Origin of the sequence: Paraburkholderia sp. NPDC080076 (genome assembly GCF_050281145.1) — a bacterium.
GTDB lineage: Bacteria > Pseudomonadota > Gammaproteobacteria > Burkholderiales > Burkholderiaceae > Paraburkholderia.
Map to the genome: position 1 here is coordinate 1 of NZ_JBNNWQ010000017.1, position 18,644 is coordinate 18,644.

The window sequence follows — 18,644 nt, forward strand, 5'->3', positions numbered from 1 at the left end:
ACCGCATGACCGCGCGCGCGCAGATTCTTGACGACTTTACTGCCGATGAGTCCCGTGCCACCAATCACGACGATCTTCACGATGTCTCTCCATGAGCTTGCGCGCGGCTCTCGCGCCGCCGCCATTTGTTCGACTCCCGGCTTTGCATCGCATTGCGGAAGGTGCGGATGGGTTTGCCGGTGCTGTGCCGGACGGGCCGCGATTCGCGCGCCGTCCGTAAAGAAAGCATGGTAGGCATGCACTGCGTCATGCGGTAGGGCCGCAGCGGGACGCACCGTGTTGCATGACGAGCATCACCGTGTTGCATGACGAGCATCAATCAATACAAGGTCGTTCGGATGCCGTCATTCGACCGTCGACAACGACGATCGCGCCCTGATCGTGGTCAGACACTGCAGGTCGAGCGCTCTCGTATGCTCGGTCATATAGTCGACAAACACGCGGACCCGCGCGGGCAGTTGCTTGCGGCTGAGATAGCAGATGTAGTGGCCGCCATCTTCCGGCGCGTGCTGTGCGAGACAACTGACCAACTGCCCGTCGCCCAGCAGGTCGCAAACCTGGTACGCCGGCAACTGCGCAACGCCCAGCCCGTCCAGCACCGCCTGCACGATCAGATCCGGGTCGTTGAATATGTGCTGTGCGACGGGTTGGCGCCGCTGCGGGAGGCCGTCGACCTTGAACTCCCATTCACTGATGCGGCCTGACGCGGTCAGGAAGTTGATGCAGCGATGACTCGCCAGTTCATCGACATGCCGCGGCAACCCGTGTTGTCGTGCATAAGCCGGCGACGCGCACACGAGCATCTGCATCGGAATCAGCTGGCGCGCCACGATTCCGCTGTCTTCCATGCGCCCGTCGTGAAACGAAACGTCGACGCGATCGGCCGTGAAGTCGGCGGGCCGATCGTTCAGCAGCAGTTCGAGGGCGATCTCGGGATAGCGCGTATGAAAGCCCCGCAGCAGGGGCGCCACGATCTTGCGGCCGAAGCCCGGCGTCGAGACGATGCGCAGATGGCCGCGAGGCGGGCCGTTGCGCAGTTCCCGCATGTCTTCCAGCGCCTGGGCGATGCGCTCTATGCCAGGCTGGCAGTTCTCGTAGAAAAGCTCGCCCTCGCGCGTCAACGACGTGCTGCGCGTTGTGCGCAGGAAGAGGCGCGCGTCGAGCTGGGCCTCGAGCTTCTGCACGTTGCGGCTAACGGAGGAGCGCCCGATGCCGAGGCGATCGCCCGCGCGGGCAAAGCTGCCTTCGTTGGCAACGGCCAGAAAAGAAACGACGCCGGCGTAGCTGGTCGCAAAACTGCTTGCGAACGGGTCGGCGGCGCCGGCGATGGGACGGCGTGGCGGGTTGTCTGACATGGAAGCGCGGTTCGTGAAGTCCATAGCGACTAGACGTATCAGCGCTGCCGTTTGTGACACGGTCCACCATTTTTTTAAACCGGATGCGGCGCGCAGAGGCGGCTATTTCTCCGGAACCAGAACGGGCGCGCCCTTATCCTTTAGCAATAGCACGATGAACCTGGCCGGCTTGGTCTGGCTTGCGTTGCGTCCAACCGTGTGAACATCGTTTGGACCTTCATAGAAGGTCTGTCCGGGTGTCAGCGTGACGGCCTTGCCGCCCTTGACCTGCATCACGATCGTTCCTTCCAGGACATAGATAAAACCGTGCGCATGATGCCGATGCACAGGATCCGCCGCTCCCGGCGGGTACTCGACGCTGATCATCAGGGCTTCCTTGCCCGGATAGTCGTCGAGCGGCTGCGTCATCAGCGGCGTGACGATTGCGGCGGGCGCCTCGGCGTGGGCCACACCCAACGACGCGCCCACGATGACGAGCGCGGCCAGAGCCGTATTTCTCAAACGAAGCATGATAGTTTGTCCTCAAGTAACGCGGCCCGCCAGTGCGGGCCTAACTGAAGAACCAGCGAGACGCGTTCGCTCAGACGAGGTTCGCCTTGTCCAGACCGAATGCCTTGTCCGACGAACCCGGCACCGTCTTGAACGCGACATTCGCGCGGTTCCATCCGTTGATCGCCATCACTTCGAACGTCAGGTCAGAGAGTTCCTTTTCGGAGAACTGGGTGCGCACGCGCTCGTAGATATCGTCGGGCACGCCGTATTCGGGAAGCCTGGTCAGCACTTCCGTCCACGCCAGGGCGGCGCGCTCGCGCGGGGAGAAAAGCGTCGACTCGCGCCACGTCGCGAGGTGATGGACGCGCAACTCGCGCTCGCCGTGAAGGCGCGCTTCCTTCACGTGCATGTCCAGACAGAATCCACAGCCATTGAGTTGCGACGCCCGGATCGATACCAGGTCACGGATCGATTCTTCGATTGCGCTGTCTTTCAGCAGATTGCTGAGTTCGAAAAACTTCTTGAACAGTTCCGGCGATTGCTGCACATAGTTGATACGCTGCGTCATGTTTTCTCCTGGCGACGATGAGTGGCCACCCTGCCTTGCAGGTGCCGTTAGCGGCAGTGAGCCGCACGAATTCATCGTAGGCCAGGGCGGCGTGTCACGGTAGGCCGGTGGACGCGCTCACGGTGTTGCCCGCGAGACACCAATCGACGCGCCGCAGAGAGACCGGCGTTCAGCCGTTGGCGTGTGCCGCCGCGATGCGTGCGAGCTTGTCAGGGTTGCGCTGCACATGGATGCGAACGATGCGCTCGCCGTCCGTTTCGAACGACTGTGCCGATTCGAGTTTGCCTTCGATAAAACGCAACAGTGCCCATTGACCGTTGAGCACCACGAGCTTGACGCTGAGTTCGTCGCCATAGCGCCGCGACGACGCGTAGAAAAGCTGCGCGATGCGCCGCCCACCCGCCATCGGCTTCGGGAAGCTCTGGACTTTGCCGCCGCCGTCGCCGATCAGCGTCGCGTCTTCGGCCAGCAACGCGTTGATCGCGTGGAAGTCGCCGCGCTGCAGCGCCTGCGCGAACGTTCCCAGCAAACGGAGATGCGTCTCGCGCGGCACCACATAGCGCGGACGATCGTCGCGTAGTTGCGTTTTTGCACGGCTGACCAGTTGACGGCACGCCGCCTCAGTCTTGCCGATGGCTTGTGCGACTTCGTCATAGTCGGCGTCGAATACCTCGCGCAGCAGGAACGCCGCCCGGGCTTCCGGCGTCAGCCGCTCGAGCAGCGCCAGAAACGCCACGGAGACGTCGTCGGCGCGCTCCGTGGCCTCCTCCGGCGTAGCCGGGAAGTCCGTCATCTGCGGTTCAGGCAACCAGATGCCCGCGTAGTGTTCGCGTTGAATCTTCGCCGCGCGCAAACGGTCGATGGACATGCGAGTCGTAACTGAGACCAGCCACGCTTCCGCGTTATCAATGGCTTCACGGGCTGTCGCATGCCAACGCAGCCAGACGTCCTGCACGATATCTTCGGCCTCGGCAACCGACCCCAGCATTCGATACGCAATCTTCTGGAGTCGCGGGCGCAGCCCGTTAAAGGCACGTGCATCTTCGTCCATGCACAGACTTCCTGTTATGTTGAAAGGACAAACGCTGCCCGAAGAGATTGCTGGCAGCAAAGTATTGCCACGGATCGGACAAGCCTGATACGCCAGGCATTGTGTCCTTTCGATCTACAGAAACTGGAGCTCGCCGCACTCACTTGCAGAGCGCGGCTTCGTTTCAGGTAAAAATCTAAACTCCTTTTTCCCGCAGCGACGCGACATATTGCTTGGCTGCTTCGTTGCCATGCGCGAGCGCCCGTGACGCAAGAGAAAAACCCACCTGAGTTTCATGGGCGACCGCGCTGCGGTCTTCATCGAAGACTTTTGCCGCGCGCCGCAGATGTTGCGCCGCCTGCCCATGAAGCTCCGACGCCGCCGCATGGTGTTGCGCGGCAGTCAGCCCGCTTTCAACGGACCCGGCCGGCAATGGCGCGCCGGAATGCTTGGCGGCGAGATTGGACTCCTCGATGGCGAACAGTGCATGGCCTTGCGCCAACACGGCCTGATGAGCCGCGTGATCGTAATTCTTGGCCGCCTCGTAGTACTGCGATGCCTCGCGGTGAAATCGCGCCGCTTGCTCGTGATGCGATGCAGCAGCATCGAGATGTACTTTTTTACCCTGCTTCGTATTCATGGCAGATCCTCCTGGAGCGGCTGCGCTTCGGTGGTAACCGGTTGCGGTTCCTTTGTATAGCCAAACTCTTGCGCGACATGTCAGCGAACTGAACCGTCCGTGCATCGCTTGTGAATATCCTGATGTCCGGCATCGGCGCACACCTGCGCCGCTTCGCTCCGCAGTAATGCCCGGGACACTCGAAGCTGATGGGTACAGGCCTGATTGGCAAGAGCGTCTTGCGTCGAATACATGACTTGTTCTAATCGACGTGCGATTCACCGCGAACAAATACTACCTGAAATGTGCAGACCGCTCGGCCGCATCAGCGTTCGTTATGGGCGTCACGTATCCCTCTGCTCTTGTGCGTATTGAGTCGGCGGTAGTCCGACATAGCGAGTGAATGCAACGCTGAACGCACTCGCCGAACTGTAGCCGACGCGCTCCGCTATTTTCGCGACGCCGCTATCTTTCCGTCGCAGCAGGTTCTTGGCCAGGGCCATGCGCCAGGACAACAGGTATTCCATCGGCGCGACGCCTACCGCGCGGCTGAAGCGTTCGAAAAATGCCGAGCGGGAAAGCGCGGCTGCCGCCGCCAGTTGCGCCACCGTCCAGGACTTGTCAGGACGTTCGTGCATTTGACGTATCGCCAGCGCAAGGCGTCCGTCGGCGAGCCCGCGCACGAGGCCGGGCGACGCTGCCATTCCCGTCGACCTGAGGGCCTCGATGAAAAGAACTTCGAGCAGGCGCGCGAGCACGACATCCCGCGCGGGCCGCTGCTCGCGAGACTCTTCTCTCACGAGCTTCACCAGGGTGGCCAGCCTGCGCTCGCCGCGAACGTGCACGAGTTCAGGAAGAAGCGACACCAGCAAGGCGGCGTCCGGCGAACCGAACACGCAGTGGCCGACGAGCAGTTGAACGTCGGCTGGGTCGCCCTCGACGCCCAGCCTGAATCCGCCATCGAGCAGCGCGACGGGCGAGGTATCGATGTCCTCCGGGTCGGGCGGCTCGAGGCTCGACATCGTGAAGCCGCATACCTCCGGGATCAGAACGAAATCATCTGCCTGAAGGATGACCGGCTCGCGCCCGTTCGTGACGAGGCGGCACGAACCATCGAGGATCACACAGTAGAACGGCTGCCCGGCGTCCGAGCGGCGAACACGCCAGCGACCGGCGCCGCTGACCACCTTCGAGAACGTGGCGACCGGCTGTAGCAGCGTGACGATCTCGGCGAGAGGGTCGACCATAGCCGGACTCCTTCGAATGAAAACTGGACGTTCGATTGTAGCAAGTCCACCAAGGGCGAATTATCGTTTCGGTACTTCGACCTTCTACAGGAATCGCCATGAAAACCGTCCTGATCACCGGATGCTCGTCCGGATTCGGCCTCGAAACCGCCCGCTATTTCCTCGATCACGACTGGCGCGTCGTCGCCACCATGCGCACGCCGCGGGAGGAGGTTCTGCCGCGCTCCGAGCGTCTGCGCGTGCTCGCCCTCGACGTGACAGACCCTGAAAGCATCCGTCACGCCGTGGACGCGGCCGGGCCGCTCGACGTGCTCGTCAATAACGCGGGGATTGGCGTGCTGAACGCCCTCGAAGGCACGTCGATGGACATCGCTCGCGAAGTCTTCGAAACGAACACCCTCGGCACGATAGCGATGACCCAGGCGGTCCTGCCTAAGTTTCGGGCACGGAAAGCAGGCGTCGTCGTCAACGTCACCTCGAGTGTGACCTTGAGGCCGCTGCATCTGCTTTCCGTTTACACCGCCAGCAAGGCGGCGATCAACGCGTTCACCGAATCCGTCGCGTTGGAACTCGAGCCATTCAATGTGCGCGTGCGCCTGGTCCTGCCGGGACGCGCGCCGGAAACCCGTTTCGGCGAGAATGCACAGTCCCGCATGCGGAGCGGCGTTCCCGAAGCGTATTCGGAGCTGGCGCAGCGCGTTTTCGCCCAATGGCAGCAGGAGTCGGCAATCACACGCTCGCTCGACGTGGCGGAAGCCGTGTGGCGCGCAGCGAACGATCCGACGAGCCCGCTTCGCATCGCCGCCGGTGCCGACGCTATCGCGTGGGCCAATTCACGGTGAAGCGGGAACGCAGACGCCGAGGTTTGTCGTCGCCGTGAGCGTTCTTCGTGGCGACGACCGGCTATAGCCTTTGATTCGAGGCCGGTGGCACATTCCGTTGCGATTGCGTTCGAAAGGCTGCGATTGGGGATGCTACAGGCCAGCTAAACCGGACGGCACCGGTTAGCGCACAGCGTTCTCCCCTTGCCCGCGCGGCAACGCCATCAGCACGAAATCGCCTTTGGCCAATACGGGCTACTTCCCAGCGCCAAACTCCCTGCCGACCGTAAAAGGGTCGCCGATCAGCCAGCGCCAACTGCCATCTTGCTGACGGCGCGCAACCTCGATCGCGTACACCTTCATCGGCTCCGGTCCGGAGACTGTCCACTCCGTGTGCATCAGCGCAATGTCTCCGGTCTCGATCACCTGTTTGACCTTGAAGTCGAAGCGAACCTTCATTGCCGCGAGGGGCGCCAACTCCTGCCTTAAACCTTCCCGGCCCTTGCTGACGTCGCGCGATTGATTCAAGAAGACCGCGTCGGGGTCGTACACGCTCAACGCTGATTCAAGATCGCCCTCGGCCATGTACTGCTGGAACAGGCGACAGATTTCTTCAGGATTCATGGCGGGCATGCTGCCTCCTATCTTTTCGGCCCGATGGGCACTTCCATCGGGCACCGGGTTGGACCGGCCGAATGCGCAATGACGCCCGCATGTTGGGTGCCTTCCGCACAAAGGGGGATGGTTAGGATGCCGATCGTCGTCCGTGTACTCACAGGTAAGCCGGGTGCCGTCATCAGGCGGCGAAGGCCCTCCGTTCCAGGATGATGCACTTGTTCCGGCCTTCCGTCCTCGATCGACGCCCCTGATCGGCTGTTGCGGCGCATCAACCGTAAGACCCACTCCGGGTGCGCGGAAAACTACACGTCACGCCCTTTCAGCGCTCGTCCGCTACGCGTCGTTCCAATCAAATTTGGCACCGAATTTCCAGGGTTAACGTTGCTATCCGCGCGATTTCGGTCAACGCGGTTCGCGCCAAGGTCTTGGGACTCCTCGGCCCCGGCGTACCGACATATCTCTACGCTGCGTTGCGCCAGCCTCTTGCCTCGAGTGTGCTGTCACGACTTCTTCGTACGCGGCAGCGCCGCATTCAGAAACGGATTGAAACTGCTCGACCTGGCCGGCGTATCGGCTTTGTTCGAGCGACGTCGCTTACCTGGTTGTGCGCTGCCCGATAATTGCGCCAACAGTTCGTCCGTGCCGGTGTCTTCGTCTTCGTCTGCGTCGGACGTTTTCTTGCTTCTGGTACGCCGTGGTTCAGCCTCCTTGGCGGATTTGCTCGCAGCGCTAGCCGAAAGCACGCTTTCCGCGATGTGTTCGACCACCGTCATGAACGATGTTGAAGCCGACTGCAGGTCATCGCGCGGAAGCATTGTCTGTACGACGATTTCATGCAGCGAGCGGCCGTCGACTGAACGGCCAGTGGAAGTGCCATGCCAGTCGGCACCCGCCTGCGCGAACGCGCCAATGACGCGCTCTAGCACCGCTGGCGACAGAACGCCGCCGTCGTAAAGGCTAATGACCACCCGCTCGAAAATTCCAAACGCAGTTGATGGAGAGGCTTTCGGCACGAGTTCTTGCTCCTTGATGGTCCCGTTGTTAAGCGCCTCGCAATGAGGCGGCCCATCCCTCATGAACTGCACTCTGGAATGTACCGCCAGCGCGGGAACAGGCGTTGCTCGCTTCGTCTGAATTCAGTCCACGCATGCAATCGCGCGATGTACCCATGAAACAAATTGGCGACGTACGCATAGGCATTTCCGGTTGGCGCTACAAGGGATGGAGAGATAGCTTCTATCCCCATGGGCTAAAACAGGCCGCCGAATTGCAGTTCGCGTCGTCGCTTTTCCAGAGCATTGAAATCAATGGTACGCATTACAGCCTTCAGTCGCTCGACAGTTGGCGGCGTTGGTATGCCGAGACTCCTGCCGACTTTGTCTTCAGCGTGAAAGGTGCGCGGTATCTGACGCACCTATTGCGTTTCCGCGACGACAGCTCGCGAGTCGCCAGTGCCAACTTTTTCGCGCAGGGCCTCATCTCGCTGAACGAAAAGCTCGGGCCCATTCTGTGGCAGTTCCCGCCTTCGTTCCGCTTCGAACCGGCGGCCATGGAACGCTTTTTACGTTTTCTGCCTCGCGACACCGCCGCCGCGCTCTCTTTGGCGGAGCAACACGATGAGCGCGTCAAGACGCCGTATCTCGCGATGGACCGCAAGCGGAGACTGCGCCACGCCATCGAGGTACGCCACGCCAGTTTTATGGACCCTGCCTTCGTCGATCTGCTCAGGGAGTACGAAACCGCGCTGGTTGTCTCCGACTCGACCGAACCGTGGCCGCTGGCCGAAGACGTTACCGCTGACTTCGTCTACATCCGACTGCACGGCACCGAATCGCGGTATTCCGGCGCCTACACGGACGAAGCGTTAGACGACTGGGCCGCCCGGATCGATGCATGGCGCCGCGGTTCGCAGCCAGCCGACGCGCGGCTGATCGCGCCGCACCTTCGTCCACCCACTCGGGCGCGGCGGGACGTGTACTGCTATTTCGACAACGACGCCAAAACACATGCGCCATTCGACGCGCAACGGTTGATGGAACGGCTTGGCTTACAGGCAGCGCAATCGGCGGCGTAAGCGCAAGGCGCTCGGTTCAGCGTGGGCTAAGGCATCAATTGGATCGCTTGTGCTTGCGACTCAGCTTGTCCGCGTCCTGAAGCGCCGAGACAATCGCTTCATACGCGCGTTGCCGCGTTGCGGCATCCGGCGCGCGCAATGCGAACGACGGATGATACGTCGCAACAACCGTCCGCTCGCCGTGCTCGATCGTTTGGCCGAGCGTGTCCTGTAACCGCGCGTGCGAATCGTTCAGCACCGCCTTTAGCGCAGTAGCGCCTAACGCGACGATCACGAGCGCCGCTGTACTTCGCAGTTCCTGTTCGAGCCAGTATCCGCACGCTTCGATCTCCCGCTGTCCCGGCGTTTTGTGCATGCGACGCTTGCCACGCGGCGTCCACTTGAAATGTTTGACGGCGTTCGTCACATAGACCTTTTTGCGTTCCAGCCCGGCCTCTTCGAGTGCCTTATCGAGCAGTGCTCCCGCTGGTCCGACGAACGGTCTGCCCTGCAAGTCTTCGGCGTCCCCCGGCTGCTCGCCAATCAACATGATTGCCGCATGTTTCGGCCCTTCGCCGGCCACCGCTTGTGTCGCATTGCGCCATAGCGCGCAACGGCGGCATTCGTCTAACGTCGCCGGTTGCTGGTCGCGCTCGACATCCGGGTCGGCCTGCGTGCTGCCGCGCGGACGGCTCTTCGGTTCGTCTTCAGACATGGTCGGTTGTGGGGAGCCGAAAGCGTTCCGAGGCGTCGGAGGATGCAACGCCTGCTGTTGAATTGCATACCGCTATGCCTCGGTCTGGAAGCAAAACACAGGCCCGGCTGATGGATGTTCACTGCATGGCGCGCCAACGCTGGGGGCATCGGTAATTCCGCTTGTATCCCGCCCTAGCGCCGACGGTATGCATCTTGCGGTAGGTTCAAAAACATCCGCCAACTCGGGTCGACAGGAGACCGGCATGACCACTCTAAAAATCGAACGCCTACGTCCCACCCAGATGACACACGGCGCACGGGAGGTCCGCGAAAAAATCAAACAATACAAAGCGCTGAGCGGGCACGATCTGGAGATGGCCATCGCAGAGAAACCGATACCCGTGGTCTACGGGCCGAATGACGCGCCGTTTGCGATCGATCATCATCACGTGGCCGCCGCGCTCTGGCACGTGGGCATCAAGTCCGTGCCGATTGTTTTGGTCAGGGATCTGTCCTCCTATTCACAGGCGTCATTCTGGCTCAGCATGGAAAACGAACGATGGACGTTCCCGTACGACGCCGAAGGCAGACGTCGGCCGTTTTCCGATTTACCGGAACACATCTGGGCGCTGGCGGATGACGAGTACCGCAGCCTCGCAGCGGCAGTCCGCGATGCCGGCGGCTATGAAAAAACCAGTGTCCCTCTGGAAGAATTCCGATGGGCCGACTTCTTTCGCTCGACTCTGCCGCGGCCGGACAGCGACGAGACATTCGCCGCGCTAGTGAACGAAGCGTTCAGACTGGCAAAGAGCAGCGCGGCACTGGGAATGCCCGGCTACCTCGGTCCGGACACGGACGGTTAGCCTCTGCACCACAGGAACCCGCGGGCGTAAGCCGAATGGAGATGAAGCCGCCATGAAACTCGTCAATTGGAATGTTCAATGGGGACGCGGCGTGGACGGCAGGGTCGACCTCGCCCGAATCGTGAGCGAAGCGCGCGCGCTGTGCGATTTCGACATCCTTTGCATGCAGGAAGTCACGCGCGGTTTTCATGAGGACCCGATGTCGGGAGGTTTGGCCGGCGACCCCTCCGCCGATCAATTCGCCGAACTGGCCGCATTGCTTCCGCAGTTCGCGGTGCTCGACGCAGTGGGATCCGATCTTCCTGCGCTCGGCGCGAGCCATCATCGCCGTCAGTTCGGCAATGCAATCGTGACGCGATTGCCCGTCAGGCAGGTGTTGCGCCACTCCCTGCCGTGGCCTGCGGATCCCGCCAAACCGTCGATGCTGAGAGTGGCGCTCGAAGCCGTGATCGAAACCGATATCGGCGCGATACGGGTGGCCTCCACGCATCTCGAGTTCTATTCGGAGAAGCAGCGGCTCGCGCAACTCGCCAGACTACGGGAGCTGCACAGGGAAGCGTGCGACCATGCACGGGCGCCCGCCAGGGCGGAAAAAATCGACAGCCCGTTTTCCGACACAGCGCGGCCTACGAGCGCGATTGTCTGTGGCGACTTCAACAGTGCGTTTGAAAGCAGCGCGTATTGCCGGATGCTTGAACCGATCGCCGATGCCCCATGTTTTATCGATGCGTGGGCCAGCGCCCACCCTCGCGCGCCGCGCGCCCCGACGGTGGGTTTATATGATCACGAGCAGTGGCCGGATGGTGCATTCGCCTGCGATTTCATTTTCGTAACGGACGACCTGACATCACGCGTTGCGGCTTGCGAGGTCGATCCGGACAGTCAGGCCTCGGATCATCAGCCAATGTGGCTCGAATTGCGTTAGGTCGTCCATGCTAACGAAGTGTGTACGGATCGGACTCGTCGTTGAATATTTGCGCAGCGCCTCGAAGAAGACTGAGTGCCTGACGTTCCGGCGGCTCGGAAATTGCTCGACCCCTGGACACTTAAGGCAACGAGCCGGCGGGAGAACAGCATGGAATATCAGAGACGCAACGCCGGCTCCCGATCCAGCCGGGCAGGCAACGCAGTGGCGGTCATGAGGGACGCCGTCGAACGATTTTCGTCGGACCGGTGCGCGATGATGGGCGCGAGCATCGGCTTCTACTCCGCGTTTTCGCTGGCTCCGACTTTACTGATCGTTCTCGCGATTACGGGCTGGTTCGTCGGCCGCGACATCGCACAGGGCCAGTTCTTCGGCCAGATCAGGCAGTTGCTCGGCAACGAGGCTGCCAGTGCGATGCAGGCCGTTGTCGAACACGCGCATCGTTCGAGTGGCAGTGGCGTGGCTGCGGCGTTCTCTGTCGTGCTGCTGCTCATCGGGGCTTCGGCGACGTTTTCGTGCCTGAATACGGCACTCGATGTGGTCTTTGCGGCGAAATCGCCTAAAGGCCTAGCCGGCCTGGCATGGGTGATACGGGCGCGACTCGTCTCGCTCGGCCTGCTCATGGGACTCAGCTTTCTGCTGGTGGTCTCGCTGGTCCTCGACGCCGCGATACAGACAGCGGGCCGTGCTGTATTTGGCAGTTCGACCCTTAGCGTCGTTGCCGACGTCGCGCAGTCTATTTTTGGCCTCGTGATAATGACTTTCGGACTGGGAGCGCTGATCAAGTGGCTACCTGACAAGCGAGTCAACTTCCGCTCCGCCTTGATAGGAGGAGCCATCGCAGCGTTGCTGTTTACCGTGGGCAGGCACCTGTTTGGCCTATACCTCGCCCACGCGGGAACGGCGGGCGCATTCGGCGCAGCGGGCTCGCTTGCAGTGCTGATGATGTGGCTATATTTTTGCGCCGTCGTTTTTCTTTTTGGCGCGGAGGTCACTGCTTCGCTGGGTCAAACGCCGAAAGACGGCAACGCCGCGGACGTCAAGGCTCACTTGAGCGCAGCGCATTGAATGACCAAAACAACGACCGGTGAAGTTGGGACATTCAAGGCCGCGAGCCTCCTGTATCAACGCTATAGCGAGTGAGCCGCATCTGCGATCGCTCGCGCCCGCGCAACGCCGGCGCTACCGTTTTTCTCTACCTGCCGCATCCGCATCGCCGCCGGGCACGTCCTGCAGTTGCTCTTCCGGCGCAATCCGGCCGCCCCGCTCCCGATCCGCCGATTGATCGACGTTGGGTTCTGGACTGCCCTGCGCATCATCGCCCTCGGCTTCGATCTGCCGGCGCGCTTCCTCCCAGTGCTTTTCGGCGTTGCTGTCCGGCGACGGATCATTTTCCCAGAGCTGATACGCCCGGGTGCGAATGCGAGCTTCGAGATCGTTGTCCATGCTGCGTTTCTCCATAAAATTCGGCTGCACCGCGCTACAGACGGCGTGCGGCGATGCGAGCCGATATCGCTGCCTGTCCGGCGCCTTGCTGCCGTTCGCAATCGACTCGTGCGCGATGGCAGTGAAGGCGAGCTGCGCGCCGACCAGAGCTACTGGCTCGCGCCCGATGCGCCGGCACTCATGCCACTCGCGGCAGACGGAGCGCTCATTGCTCCCGTGCTGCTGCCGGCATCAGCACCTGCACCGCTGCTGTTGTCGGCGCGCTTGCAGCCTGCGCCGCCCATCGTCAGTATCGCGATTGCCGTGATCACCATGACGTTCCTGAAGTTCGGTTTCATCGCTGAATCTCCTCATGGTTCGGGGTCGCGGCCAAACAACACGCCGCCCCTCCTCAACGGTGCAATAAGCATGCCCACAGACGCGTCGCGAAGATGCGGTTTTCATACGGCCTACGATGCTTTGCACAAATTGCAACGCAGCGTAAAAATTCGCGGGCACACGTGTTTTCTTCTATAAACCGCTAAGGGCTTGAGCCCAACGAAATCGCCGGTTGCCCTTCTATCGACTAAGCAGTCGCAGCATGGCAACGCATGCCACGCCCCGGCGCACAGAATGTTGTCGATTTCGACGCGCAATCCTAACGTTCGATGAACTCGCGGACTATAACGATACTCATACAGCGGACGTCCTGCGAGCGGCCGATCGGCTCTGGCTCCTGTCCCGCATGACCGGCCATCCGGAGTTCAGTATGCAATCGACCGACGAGCAAATCGAAGCGGCACCGGACGATCCCGCCGTGCAGGGGATGACAACCCGGGACAGCGCACCGCTCCAGCACGATCGTTACCGGCTCACCGTGCGTGCAAAGGCAGGCAACTTGAGGGTCGTTGCCGCGTGGCAGGTTCTCGGTTGCGAGGCGCCCCAGGCGGACCACGTTCGGATCCGTGTGGATCGCCGTCACAGCTTCGAAGAAATGACCATTACGTTCGCGGCAGTGTCGCCCGATACACTCGCAACGATGGTGGGCCGCCTGGTCGCGCTCCCGTGGGCGCTCGATGCGTACTTTTGTCCCTGCGCATTGCCTCAGGCGTAAAGAATTCCCTGCTCGCTTCCGCCGCCTGACGAGTACCTTGCGCGCACGCGTGCCGCGCTCGACGGATCACCTGGAGAACTCAGGAATCCGTGTCCGCCCTCGGCGATGACGCACTGTTGCCGATGCCGTTGTGTCCACCCGGAACACCGATTCCGCTGTCGTCCTTGCGCGAGCATCCGCTGCACGACGCCGCAATGACAACGATGAGAAGAATTTTCGTCAATGTGCTGACCATTGTGATCTCCACTCGCATAGCGCACGGGATATCGCGCGCGCGGCCCCTCACCGTGCGCGGGCGTTGCAGCCTGCTCACGGACAGATCTCGCATAGCGCACGAGATATCGCGCGTGCGGCCCCTCACCGTGCGCGGGCGTTGCAGCCTGCTCACGGACAGATGCATCGGACGGATTCCTCGCAGGCGCTTCGGATGATGTCCACGTCCACGCCGACTCACTTCCCTTCGATGTCGCCCCAGCCCTGAGCACCAATCAACGGTACAAAACGCACGAGGTCGAGCATTTCCTCGTGGTAAGTCGTGCTGCTGTTACGAGTCAGCCGGATCAGCCGCTGATGCTCCGGGCCCGGACCCACCGGCATCACGATCCGGCCGCCAATCTGCAGTTGCGCGCTCCACGCCGGCGGCACGCCCGGGCCGGATGCGGTGGCGACGATTGCATCGAACGGTGCATGCGCCGGCAGTCCGAGTGTGCCGTCCGCGGTGTAGACGTTCACGTTGTCGTAGCCGAGTGTGCGGAGCCGGTCCATCGCGCTCTCAGCGAGTTGCGGATGACGCTCGACCGTATCGACGTGTGCAACGATTTCCGCGAGCACGGCCGCCGCGTAGCCGGAACCTGTGCCGATTTCCAGTACACGGTCGTCCGGCTTGAGCCGCGCCGCCTGCAGCATCCGCGCTACCATGAACGGTTGGGTGATGGTCTGCCCGGCTTCGATCGGAAGGGCTGCGTCGGCATAAGCCCATGCGCGCAGATCGGGACTCAGAAAGGCCTCGCGCGGCACGCGCCGCATCGCGTCAAGAATGCGCGGCTCCGCAATGCCGCGCGCAATCAGTTGCCGCTCTACCATCGTTTCGCGCGACACCGCCAGATCTTCATGCACAGTGCTTCTCCCCTTGTTGTGCAGCGGCTCGCTGTCCCGGGGGCTGCCCAACCATACATCACCATAGCGCGGAAAATGCCAAAAGACTTGACCGGAGAAAGAAGACAGGTGTGTTCACGGCAGAATTCCGATTTTTGATTCACACCCCTTTATCTTTTTTCAGCAACTGACGTGCCTCAGAATCGCTTGCACGTGCAGCTCATCACGCCCGGCTACTCAGATGGAAGCGCCGGTCGACATGGGCGAGAATGCTGCGCGACAGACGAGCCGCGCGTCCCTGAATCATGCGGTCGCAGGCGCGCGAGAACGCATACGACGCGGCGAGCACGGCCAGCACGGTCGCGACGAAGAGCACAAGCGACGTCTCCCGGCCGCTCTGCCCGAACACGCCCTCGAAAAAGTGCAACGTCGCGTAGACGCAGATGAAGTGCCACAGGTAGATGCCGTAGCTTTCGCGACCCAACGCGTCGGCACAACGGCGCATGTATGTACCGCGAGCATCGCCGCCCGGCGCGGACCAGTTGCGTGAGCAGACGAAAAGCAGAAACGCGACTGCGCTGCATGCGGCGAAGACCGGCGCGAGTTCGTGCGCTTTCGCGAGCCACACGCCGAGCGCCGCCGTCGCGAGCGCGAAACCCGAGGCGAGCGAAAAAATCAGCCACGTCGTGCGCCGCGTCACGCTGGATCTGCCCGTCAGATGCGGGCGGAATGCGTACCACGCCCACATGCCGACGATGAAGCATGGCCCTTGCACCGGCGGCCAGAAATAGCTGAACGAGTTGTTCGTTACATGACAGTCAAGCGTGCCGTGACAGTCACCGATCGACAATGCCACGACCGACAGCACCAGCAACGACACCGTCGCGATCAGCAAGCGCGTGCGGTTCATCGCGACGAAAAACAGCAGCGGCGCGATCAGATAGAACAGCATCTCGACACCGATCGACCAACCGCCCGGCACCACGTTGTTGATCGCAGTCGGCGACAGCGCATGCAGAAACAGCACGTTGAGCAGAATATCCGTTGCGCCGTGGGCACCGAGCACCCATGCGGGTTCGTAGCCTGAGCGCGTCGCGCCGTAACTGATCAGTCCATACACGGCGATCGCGGCGTAATACATTGGGGCAATGCGAAAGAAACGCTTGATATAGAAACGCAATGTCACGTGACGTGGGCCCGCGCAACGTTCGTGGTCCGCTTCAAGCGTCATGAAAATCGTGATCGCGCTGATCACGAAAAACAGTTGCACGCCGTATTGGCCCATGCGCGCCAGCAGCGTGACGCTGTGCGGCAGATTGGGAAACTGGAACGACAGGTGTACTGCAACGACACCGACGATCGCGAGCGCCCGACCGACGTCGAGCGCGGCAACACGTCCTTTTTCCATCGATACGTCCTCCTCGCGGTTCATGCCGCCCGCTCAGGCGGGGGCGAGCTTCGTGGACAAGGCACGGTTCGCGGAAGTTCCTACTTTTTTTGCTACTGAATGGCGCTTGAGAGTTCGTGCAATCGATCGGGGTTTCTGATCGTGTCGCGATGAACGGGGTCGTGAACGGCGTCGGCGTTGCGCTTGCGGTTGTGCGGTTCCTGTGGCGTGCGTGGCGTCCGCGGTCGCGTCGATCAGATGAAAGGGCTATCGCGACGTCGCCCGCAATCCGGAGGGCCGCTGCATTCCGGGGCTCGTCATACCGCGGTGGGATGCCACGTTCTTCTTCGCCAACACGGAGATTTTTCGCGAGCGCATGCTGCAGGCCGTGCGCGAAGCGGCGACAAAAACCGCATGAATCGGCCTCGCAACACTTCTTTCCTACTGTCGGATGGGCGTTAAACCGCTATCTGGAGTCGCATCCGGTCGGATGGCACGAATGGGAGGATCACGCGTACGCGTGTCGCGTTATAGAAGCGGCGTGGTGGCGGTTGTCCTGGCTTGGGGAATTCTGCTGGTCGAGCTGACCAGCAGAATCCGCGGGCGGTCACCGCGCCTGCAAGCGCGGTAGCGCAGTTCAATGCCGGGCGCTGCTCCAATGCCGCCAGTAGTGATGGTGCCCCATCTGTCTGAGTCGTTTTCGACGCATTTGCTCCTGGTGATAGTGAGCGGCGACGAACACGGCTGCCGTCGCCATCACGAACGAACCTACGGCGATTGCCACTGCTTCATTCATCGGAACCTCCGTTGCTGACTATCGGCTTCATTGCAGGTGTTGCCCGCCGTTGATGGCAATGTTGGCTCCGGTCACGAAACCGGCTTCGCGCGAGCACAGGTACAGCACGAGTGCGGCGACTTCGTCGGGCTGTCCGAGCCGGCCGACCGGAATCTGCGGAATGATCTTCGTCTCGCGGATCTCCTCGGGCACCGCCATCACCATCTTGGTCGCGATGTAACCTGGCGAGATAGTGTTGACCGTGACGCCTTTCTTCGCCACCTCCAGCGCCAGCGATTTCGTGAAGCCATGCATGCCGGCCTTCGCCGCCGCATAGTTGGTCTGACCGAAGCCGCCCTTGGAGCCGATGATCGACGACACGTTGATGATGCGACCCCAACCCCGCTCGACCATGCTGTCGCACACTGGCTTCGTCATGTTGAACACCGAATCGAGGTTGGTTCGGATTACCGCGTCCCAATTGACCTTGTCCAGCTTCTTGAAGCTTGCATCGCGCGTGATGCCGGCGTTGTTGATCAGGATATCGACCGGTCCGACTTCTGCCTTGATCTGCGCCATGCATTTTTCGCACGAGTCGTAGTCGGCGACATCGACCGCGTACGCGCGGAACTGTCGTCCCTGGGCTTCCATCCGTGCGAGCCACTCGTTCGCGCCGGTGTTGGCCGGCGAACAGGTGACCACGACCGCATACCCGGCGTCATGCAGCTTGACACTGATTGCTTCGCCAAGTCCGCCCATTCCACCCGTCACCACCGCGATCTGCTTTGCCATCGAATCGTCCTCGCAAAAAATTGGCCTCGTAGATAACTTGAGCCACACTGCATTCAGTCAAGAACTTGATGTATTGGAAACCGGATTCCGCTACTCCCTAAGTATTCCTTCATATAAATCGAGTGCGGCGACGCGGGCATCGCTGCCCGCGTCGGCCTTATCCCTTCGCGCCGGCGGCTGCGGGAACCTGCTCGGCGTTGCGTCGCGCGGCCTTTGACGCTGTGGCCGTAACCGCATCGAAATTATTTCCGGCGACCTGCACGACCTGTTGCCCGGTCTTCTGCAGCGTTTCGTACAGAGTCGTGGTGGCGCCGATCGCGGATTTCCACGCAGCAATCGCCGCTTCGGAACCTGCCGGAGCATTCTTCGCCGCTTCCTCGACGAATGCCTGCACACGGGCGTTGTACCGCTCGTACTGCGCCTGTGCGAATTGAGTGACTTCAGCCTGCGTAGTCGATGCGATGTCGAACACTTGCCGGCCGTATGACAGGGATTTTTCCGTGAAAGGTCCGGTGAAACCCGATTGCAGCGCGAACCACTGCAGCGGATCTGTCGTGCCGGGCGCCTTCGTCATATTCTCCTGCGCCTCGGCCAGCGTGGACCTGACGACCTGCAGGTTCAACGCGGCCAGTTTTTCAGCGCCTTCAAAGACCTTCCCGGTCAATCCGAAGAATGCGTCGAAGCTGGCCTTGGCGGCAGCGGCTTGCTCGGGACTCGATAGAGCCATGGTTGAATTCCTCAAAATTCGATCCGATGCACGAAACCCCCG

Annotated in this window: 23 protein-coding genes; 7 read left to right on the forward strand and 16 right to left on the reverse strand. The window is 61.5% G+C overall.

Translation table 11 applies throughout. The features are described 5' to 3' along the window. The 7 genes from ACQKRQ_RS39465 to ACQKRQ_RS39495 form a co-directional block, all read right to left on the reverse strand. The coding region (locus ACQKRQ_RS39465; RefSeq protein WP_427483245.1) for an NAD-dependent epimerase/dehydratase family protein at positions 1-80 on the reverse strand (80 nt) is incomplete at its 3' end. 264 nt (positions 81-344) lie between these two features. Beyond that, positions 345-1,355, reverse strand: a complete 1,011-nt coding sequence (locus tag ACQKRQ_RS39470) for a LysR family transcriptional regulator (protein WP_427483090.1) — start codon at positions 1,353-1,355, stop codon at positions 345-347. A gap of 102 nt (positions 1,356-1,457) precedes the next feature. After that, positions 1,458-1,865 carry a cupin domain-containing protein gene (locus ACQKRQ_RS39475; protein ID WP_427483092.1) on the reverse strand — a complete coding sequence of 136 codons (408 nt, stop codon included), beginning with the start codon at positions 1,863-1,865 and terminating at the stop codon, positions 1,458-1,460. A gap of 70 nt (positions 1,866-1,935) precedes the next feature. Next, positions 1,936-2,415, reverse strand: coding sequence for a carboxymuconolactone decarboxylase family protein (locus ACQKRQ_RS39480; protein WP_427483093.1), 480 nt, complete (start codon positions 2,413-2,415; stop codon positions 1,936-1,938). Positions 2,416-2,584: 169 nt separating this feature from the next. After that, the gene (locus tag ACQKRQ_RS39485; protein WP_427483095.1) at positions 2,585-3,466 is read right to left on the reverse strand and encodes an RNA polymerase sigma-70 factor; all 882 of its coding nucleotides are present in this window, start codon (positions 3,464-3,466) and stop codon (positions 2,585-2,587) included. Between the two features lie 175 nt (positions 3,467-3,641). Beyond that, positions 3,642-4,190, reverse strand: a complete 549-nt coding sequence (locus ACQKRQ_RS39490) for a hypothetical protein (protein WP_408176112.1) — start codon at positions 4,188-4,190, stop codon at positions 3,642-3,644. A gap of 218 nt (positions 4,191-4,408) precedes the next feature. After that, complete coding sequence (locus tag ACQKRQ_RS39495) at positions 4,409-5,311, reverse strand: AraC family transcriptional regulator (protein WP_427483097.1); 903 nt, start codon at positions 5,309-5,311, stop codon at positions 4,409-4,411. Between the two features lie 98 nt (positions 5,312-5,409). Here ACQKRQ_RS39495 and ACQKRQ_RS39500 point away from each other — a divergent pair, with 98 nt between their 5' ends. Further along, complete coding sequence (locus tag ACQKRQ_RS39500; protein WP_427483098.1) at positions 5,410-6,153, forward strand: SDR family oxidoreductase; 744 nt, start codon at positions 5,410-5,412, stop codon at positions 6,151-6,153. Positions 6,154-6,387: 234 nt separating this feature from the next. On the opposite strand, the gene ACQKRQ_RS39505 is transcribed toward ACQKRQ_RS39500, so the two are convergent. Beyond that, positions 6,388-6,765: a YybH family protein gene (locus ACQKRQ_RS39505; protein ID WP_427483100.1), complete on the reverse strand. Its 378-nt coding sequence runs from the start codon at positions 6,763-6,765 to the stop codon at positions 6,388-6,390. Between the two features lie 485 nt (positions 6,766-7,250). Then, positions 7,251-7,763: a hypothetical protein gene (locus tag ACQKRQ_RS39510; RefSeq protein ID WP_427483101.1), complete on the reverse strand. Its 513-nt coding sequence runs from the start codon at positions 7,761-7,763 to the stop codon at positions 7,251-7,253. Between the two features lie 155 nt (positions 7,764-7,918). Here ACQKRQ_RS39510 and ACQKRQ_RS39515 point away from each other — a divergent pair, with 155 nt between their 5' ends. Further along, complete coding sequence (locus tag ACQKRQ_RS39515) at positions 7,919-8,824, forward strand: DUF72 domain-containing protein (RefSeq protein ID WP_427483103.1); 906 nt, start codon at positions 7,919-7,921, stop codon at positions 8,822-8,824. Positions 8,825-8,858: 34 nt separating this feature from the next. Here ACQKRQ_RS39515 and ACQKRQ_RS39520 read toward each other — a convergent pair whose 3' ends face one another. Further along, on the reverse strand, positions 8,859-9,518 hold the full coding sequence (locus ACQKRQ_RS39520) for a UdgX family uracil-DNA binding protein (RefSeq protein WP_427483104.1): 660 nt from the start codon (positions 9,516-9,518) through the stop codon (positions 8,859-8,861). Between the two features lie 244 nt (positions 9,519-9,762). Between ACQKRQ_RS39520 and ACQKRQ_RS39525 the strand changes: the two genes are divergently transcribed. The 3 genes from ACQKRQ_RS39525 to ACQKRQ_RS39535 all read left to right on the forward strand — a co-directional run bounded on the left by ACQKRQ_RS39525 (position 9,763) and on the right by ACQKRQ_RS39535 (position 12,355). Then, positions 9,763-10,362, forward strand: coding sequence for a ParB-like protein (locus ACQKRQ_RS39525; RefSeq protein WP_427483106.1), 600 nt, complete (start codon positions 9,763-9,765; stop codon positions 10,360-10,362). 52 nt (positions 10,363-10,414) lie between these two features. Beyond that, entirely contained in the window at positions 10,415-11,287 is an 873-nt protein-coding gene (locus tag ACQKRQ_RS39530; RefSeq protein WP_427483107.1) for an endonuclease/exonuclease/phosphatase family protein, read from the forward strand. Between the two features lie 150 nt (positions 11,288-11,437). Continuing rightward, a complete protein-coding gene (locus ACQKRQ_RS39535; RefSeq protein ID WP_427483246.1) occupies positions 11,438-12,355 on the forward strand; it encodes a YihY/virulence factor BrkB family protein in 918 nt (305 codons plus the stop codon). 114 nt (positions 12,356-12,469) lie between these two features. Here the strand turns inward: ACQKRQ_RS39535 and ACQKRQ_RS39540 are convergent, their stop codons facing one another. Then, positions 12,470-12,733: a DUF2934 domain-containing protein gene (locus tag ACQKRQ_RS39540; RefSeq protein WP_132374149.1), complete on the reverse strand. Its 264-nt coding sequence runs from the start codon at positions 12,731-12,733 to the stop codon at positions 12,470-12,472. A gap of 108 nt (positions 12,734-12,841) precedes the next feature. Between ACQKRQ_RS39540 and ACQKRQ_RS39545 the strand changes: the two genes are divergently transcribed. Together ACQKRQ_RS39545 and ACQKRQ_RS39550 are read left to right on the forward strand one after the other, a co-directional pair. Next, positions 12,842-13,249 carry a hypothetical protein gene (locus tag ACQKRQ_RS39545; RefSeq protein ID WP_427483108.1) on the forward strand — a complete coding sequence of 136 codons (408 nt, stop codon included), beginning with the start codon at positions 12,842-12,844 and terminating at the stop codon, positions 13,247-13,249. Positions 13,250-13,481: 232 nt separating this feature from the next. Next, entirely contained in the window at positions 13,482-13,826 is a 345-nt protein-coding gene (locus tag ACQKRQ_RS39550; protein ID WP_408176098.1) for a hypothetical protein, read from the forward strand. Positions 13,827-14,276: 450 nt separating this feature from the next. Here ACQKRQ_RS39550 and ACQKRQ_RS39555 read toward each other — a convergent pair whose 3' ends face one another. From ACQKRQ_RS39555 to phaP, 5 genes are all read right to left on the reverse strand, one after another. Further along, entirely contained in the window at positions 14,277-14,942 is a 666-nt protein-coding gene (locus ACQKRQ_RS39555; protein ID WP_132374146.1) for a protein-L-isoaspartate(D-aspartate) O-methyltransferase, read from the reverse strand. Between the two features lie 202 nt (positions 14,943-15,144). Continuing rightward, positions 15,145-16,329: an acyltransferase family protein gene (locus tag ACQKRQ_RS39560; RefSeq protein WP_427483109.1), complete on the reverse strand. Its 1,185-nt coding sequence runs from the start codon at positions 16,327-16,329 to the stop codon at positions 15,145-15,147. 616 nt (positions 16,330-16,945) lie between these two features. After that, positions 16,946-17,104 (reverse strand): hypothetical protein, encoded by a 159-nt coding sequence (locus tag ACQKRQ_RS39565; protein ID WP_165923826.1) that lies wholly within the window; start codon positions 17,102-17,104, stop codon positions 16,946-16,948. 27 nt (positions 17,105-17,131) lie between these two features. Further along, complete coding sequence (phbB, locus tag ACQKRQ_RS39570; RefSeq protein ID WP_132374144.1) at positions 17,132-17,875, reverse strand: acetoacetyl-CoA reductase; 744 nt, start codon at positions 17,873-17,875, stop codon at positions 17,132-17,134. Positions 17,876-18,032: 157 nt separating this feature from the next. Next, positions 18,033-18,602: a TIGR01841 family phasin gene (phaP, locus tag ACQKRQ_RS39575; protein ID WP_427483247.1), complete on the reverse strand. Its 570-nt coding sequence runs from the start codon at positions 18,600-18,602 to the stop codon at positions 18,033-18,035. Positions 18,603-18,644 lie beyond the last annotated feature (42 nt).

Bases quoted from the DNA above. Each gene is read 5' to 3' on its own strand.
- ACQKRQ_RS39505 (WP_427483100.1), bottom strand. From the start codon at position 6,765: ATGCCCGCCATGAATCCTGAAGAAATCTGTCGCCTGTTCCAGCAGTAC.
- ACQKRQ_RS39560 (WP_427483109.1), bottom strand. From the start codon at position 16,329: ATGGAAAAAGGACGTGTTGCCGCGCTCGACGTCGGTCGGGCGCTCGCG.
- phaP (WP_427483247.1), bottom strand. From the start codon at position 18,602: ATGGCTCTATCGAGTCCCGAGCAAGCCGCTGCCGCCAAGGCCAGCTTC.
- ACQKRQ_RS39480 (WP_427483093.1), bottom strand. From the start codon at position 2,415: ATGACGCAGCGTATCAACTATGTGCAGCAATCGCCGGAACTGTTCAAG.
- ACQKRQ_RS39530 (WP_427483107.1), top strand. From the start codon at position 10,415: ATGAAACTCGTCAATTGGAATGTTCAATGGGGACGCGGCGTGGACGGC.
- ACQKRQ_RS39565 (WP_165923826.1), bottom strand. From the start codon at position 17,104: ATGAATGAAGCAGTGGCAATCGCCGTAGGTTCGTTCGTGATGGCGACG.
- ACQKRQ_RS39535 (WP_427483246.1), top strand. From the start codon at position 11,438: ATGGAATATCAGAGACGCAACGCCGGCTCCCGATCCAGCCGGGCAGGC.
- ACQKRQ_RS39515 (WP_427483103.1), top strand. From the start codon at position 7,919: ATGAAACAAATTGGCGACGTACGCATAGGCATTTCCGGTTGGCGCTAC.
- ACQKRQ_RS39525 (WP_427483106.1), top strand. From the start codon at position 9,763: ATGACCACTCTAAAAATCGAACGCCTACGTCCCACCCAGATGACACAC.
- ACQKRQ_RS39470 (WP_427483090.1), bottom strand. From the start codon at position 1,355: ATGTCAGACAACCCGCCACGCCGTCCCATCGCCGGCGCCGCCGACCCG.
- phbB (WP_132374144.1), bottom strand. From the start codon at position 17,875: ATGGCAAAGCAGATCGCGGTGGTGACGGGTGGAATGGGCGGACTTGGC.
- ACQKRQ_RS39485 (WP_427483095.1), bottom strand. From the start codon at position 3,466: ATGGACGAAGATGCACGTGCCTTTAACGGGCTGCGCCCGCGACTCCAG.
- ACQKRQ_RS39475 (WP_427483092.1), bottom strand. From the start codon at position 1,865: ATGCTTCGTTTGAGAAATACGGCTCTGGCCGCGCTCGTCATCGTGGGC.
- ACQKRQ_RS39520 (WP_427483104.1), bottom strand. From the start codon at position 9,518: ATGTCTGAAGACGAACCGAAGAGCCGTCCGCGCGGCAGCACGCAGGCC.
- ACQKRQ_RS39500 (WP_427483098.1), top strand. From the start codon at position 5,410: ATGAAAACCGTCCTGATCACCGGATGCTCGTCCGGATTCGGCCTCGAA.
- ACQKRQ_RS39550 (WP_408176098.1), top strand. From the start codon at position 13,482: ATGCAATCGACCGACGAGCAAATCGAAGCGGCACCGGACGATCCCGCC.
- ACQKRQ_RS39490 (WP_408176112.1), bottom strand. From the start codon at position 4,190: ATGCACGGACGGTTCAGTTCGCTGACATGTCGCGCAAGAGTTTGGCTA.
- ACQKRQ_RS39495 (WP_427483097.1), bottom strand. From the start codon at position 5,311: ATGGTCGACCCTCTCGCCGAGATCGTCACGCTGCTACAGCCGGTCGCC.
- ACQKRQ_RS39540 (WP_132374149.1), bottom strand. From the start codon at position 12,733: ATGGACAACGATCTCGAAGCTCGCATTCGCACCCGGGCGTATCAGCTC.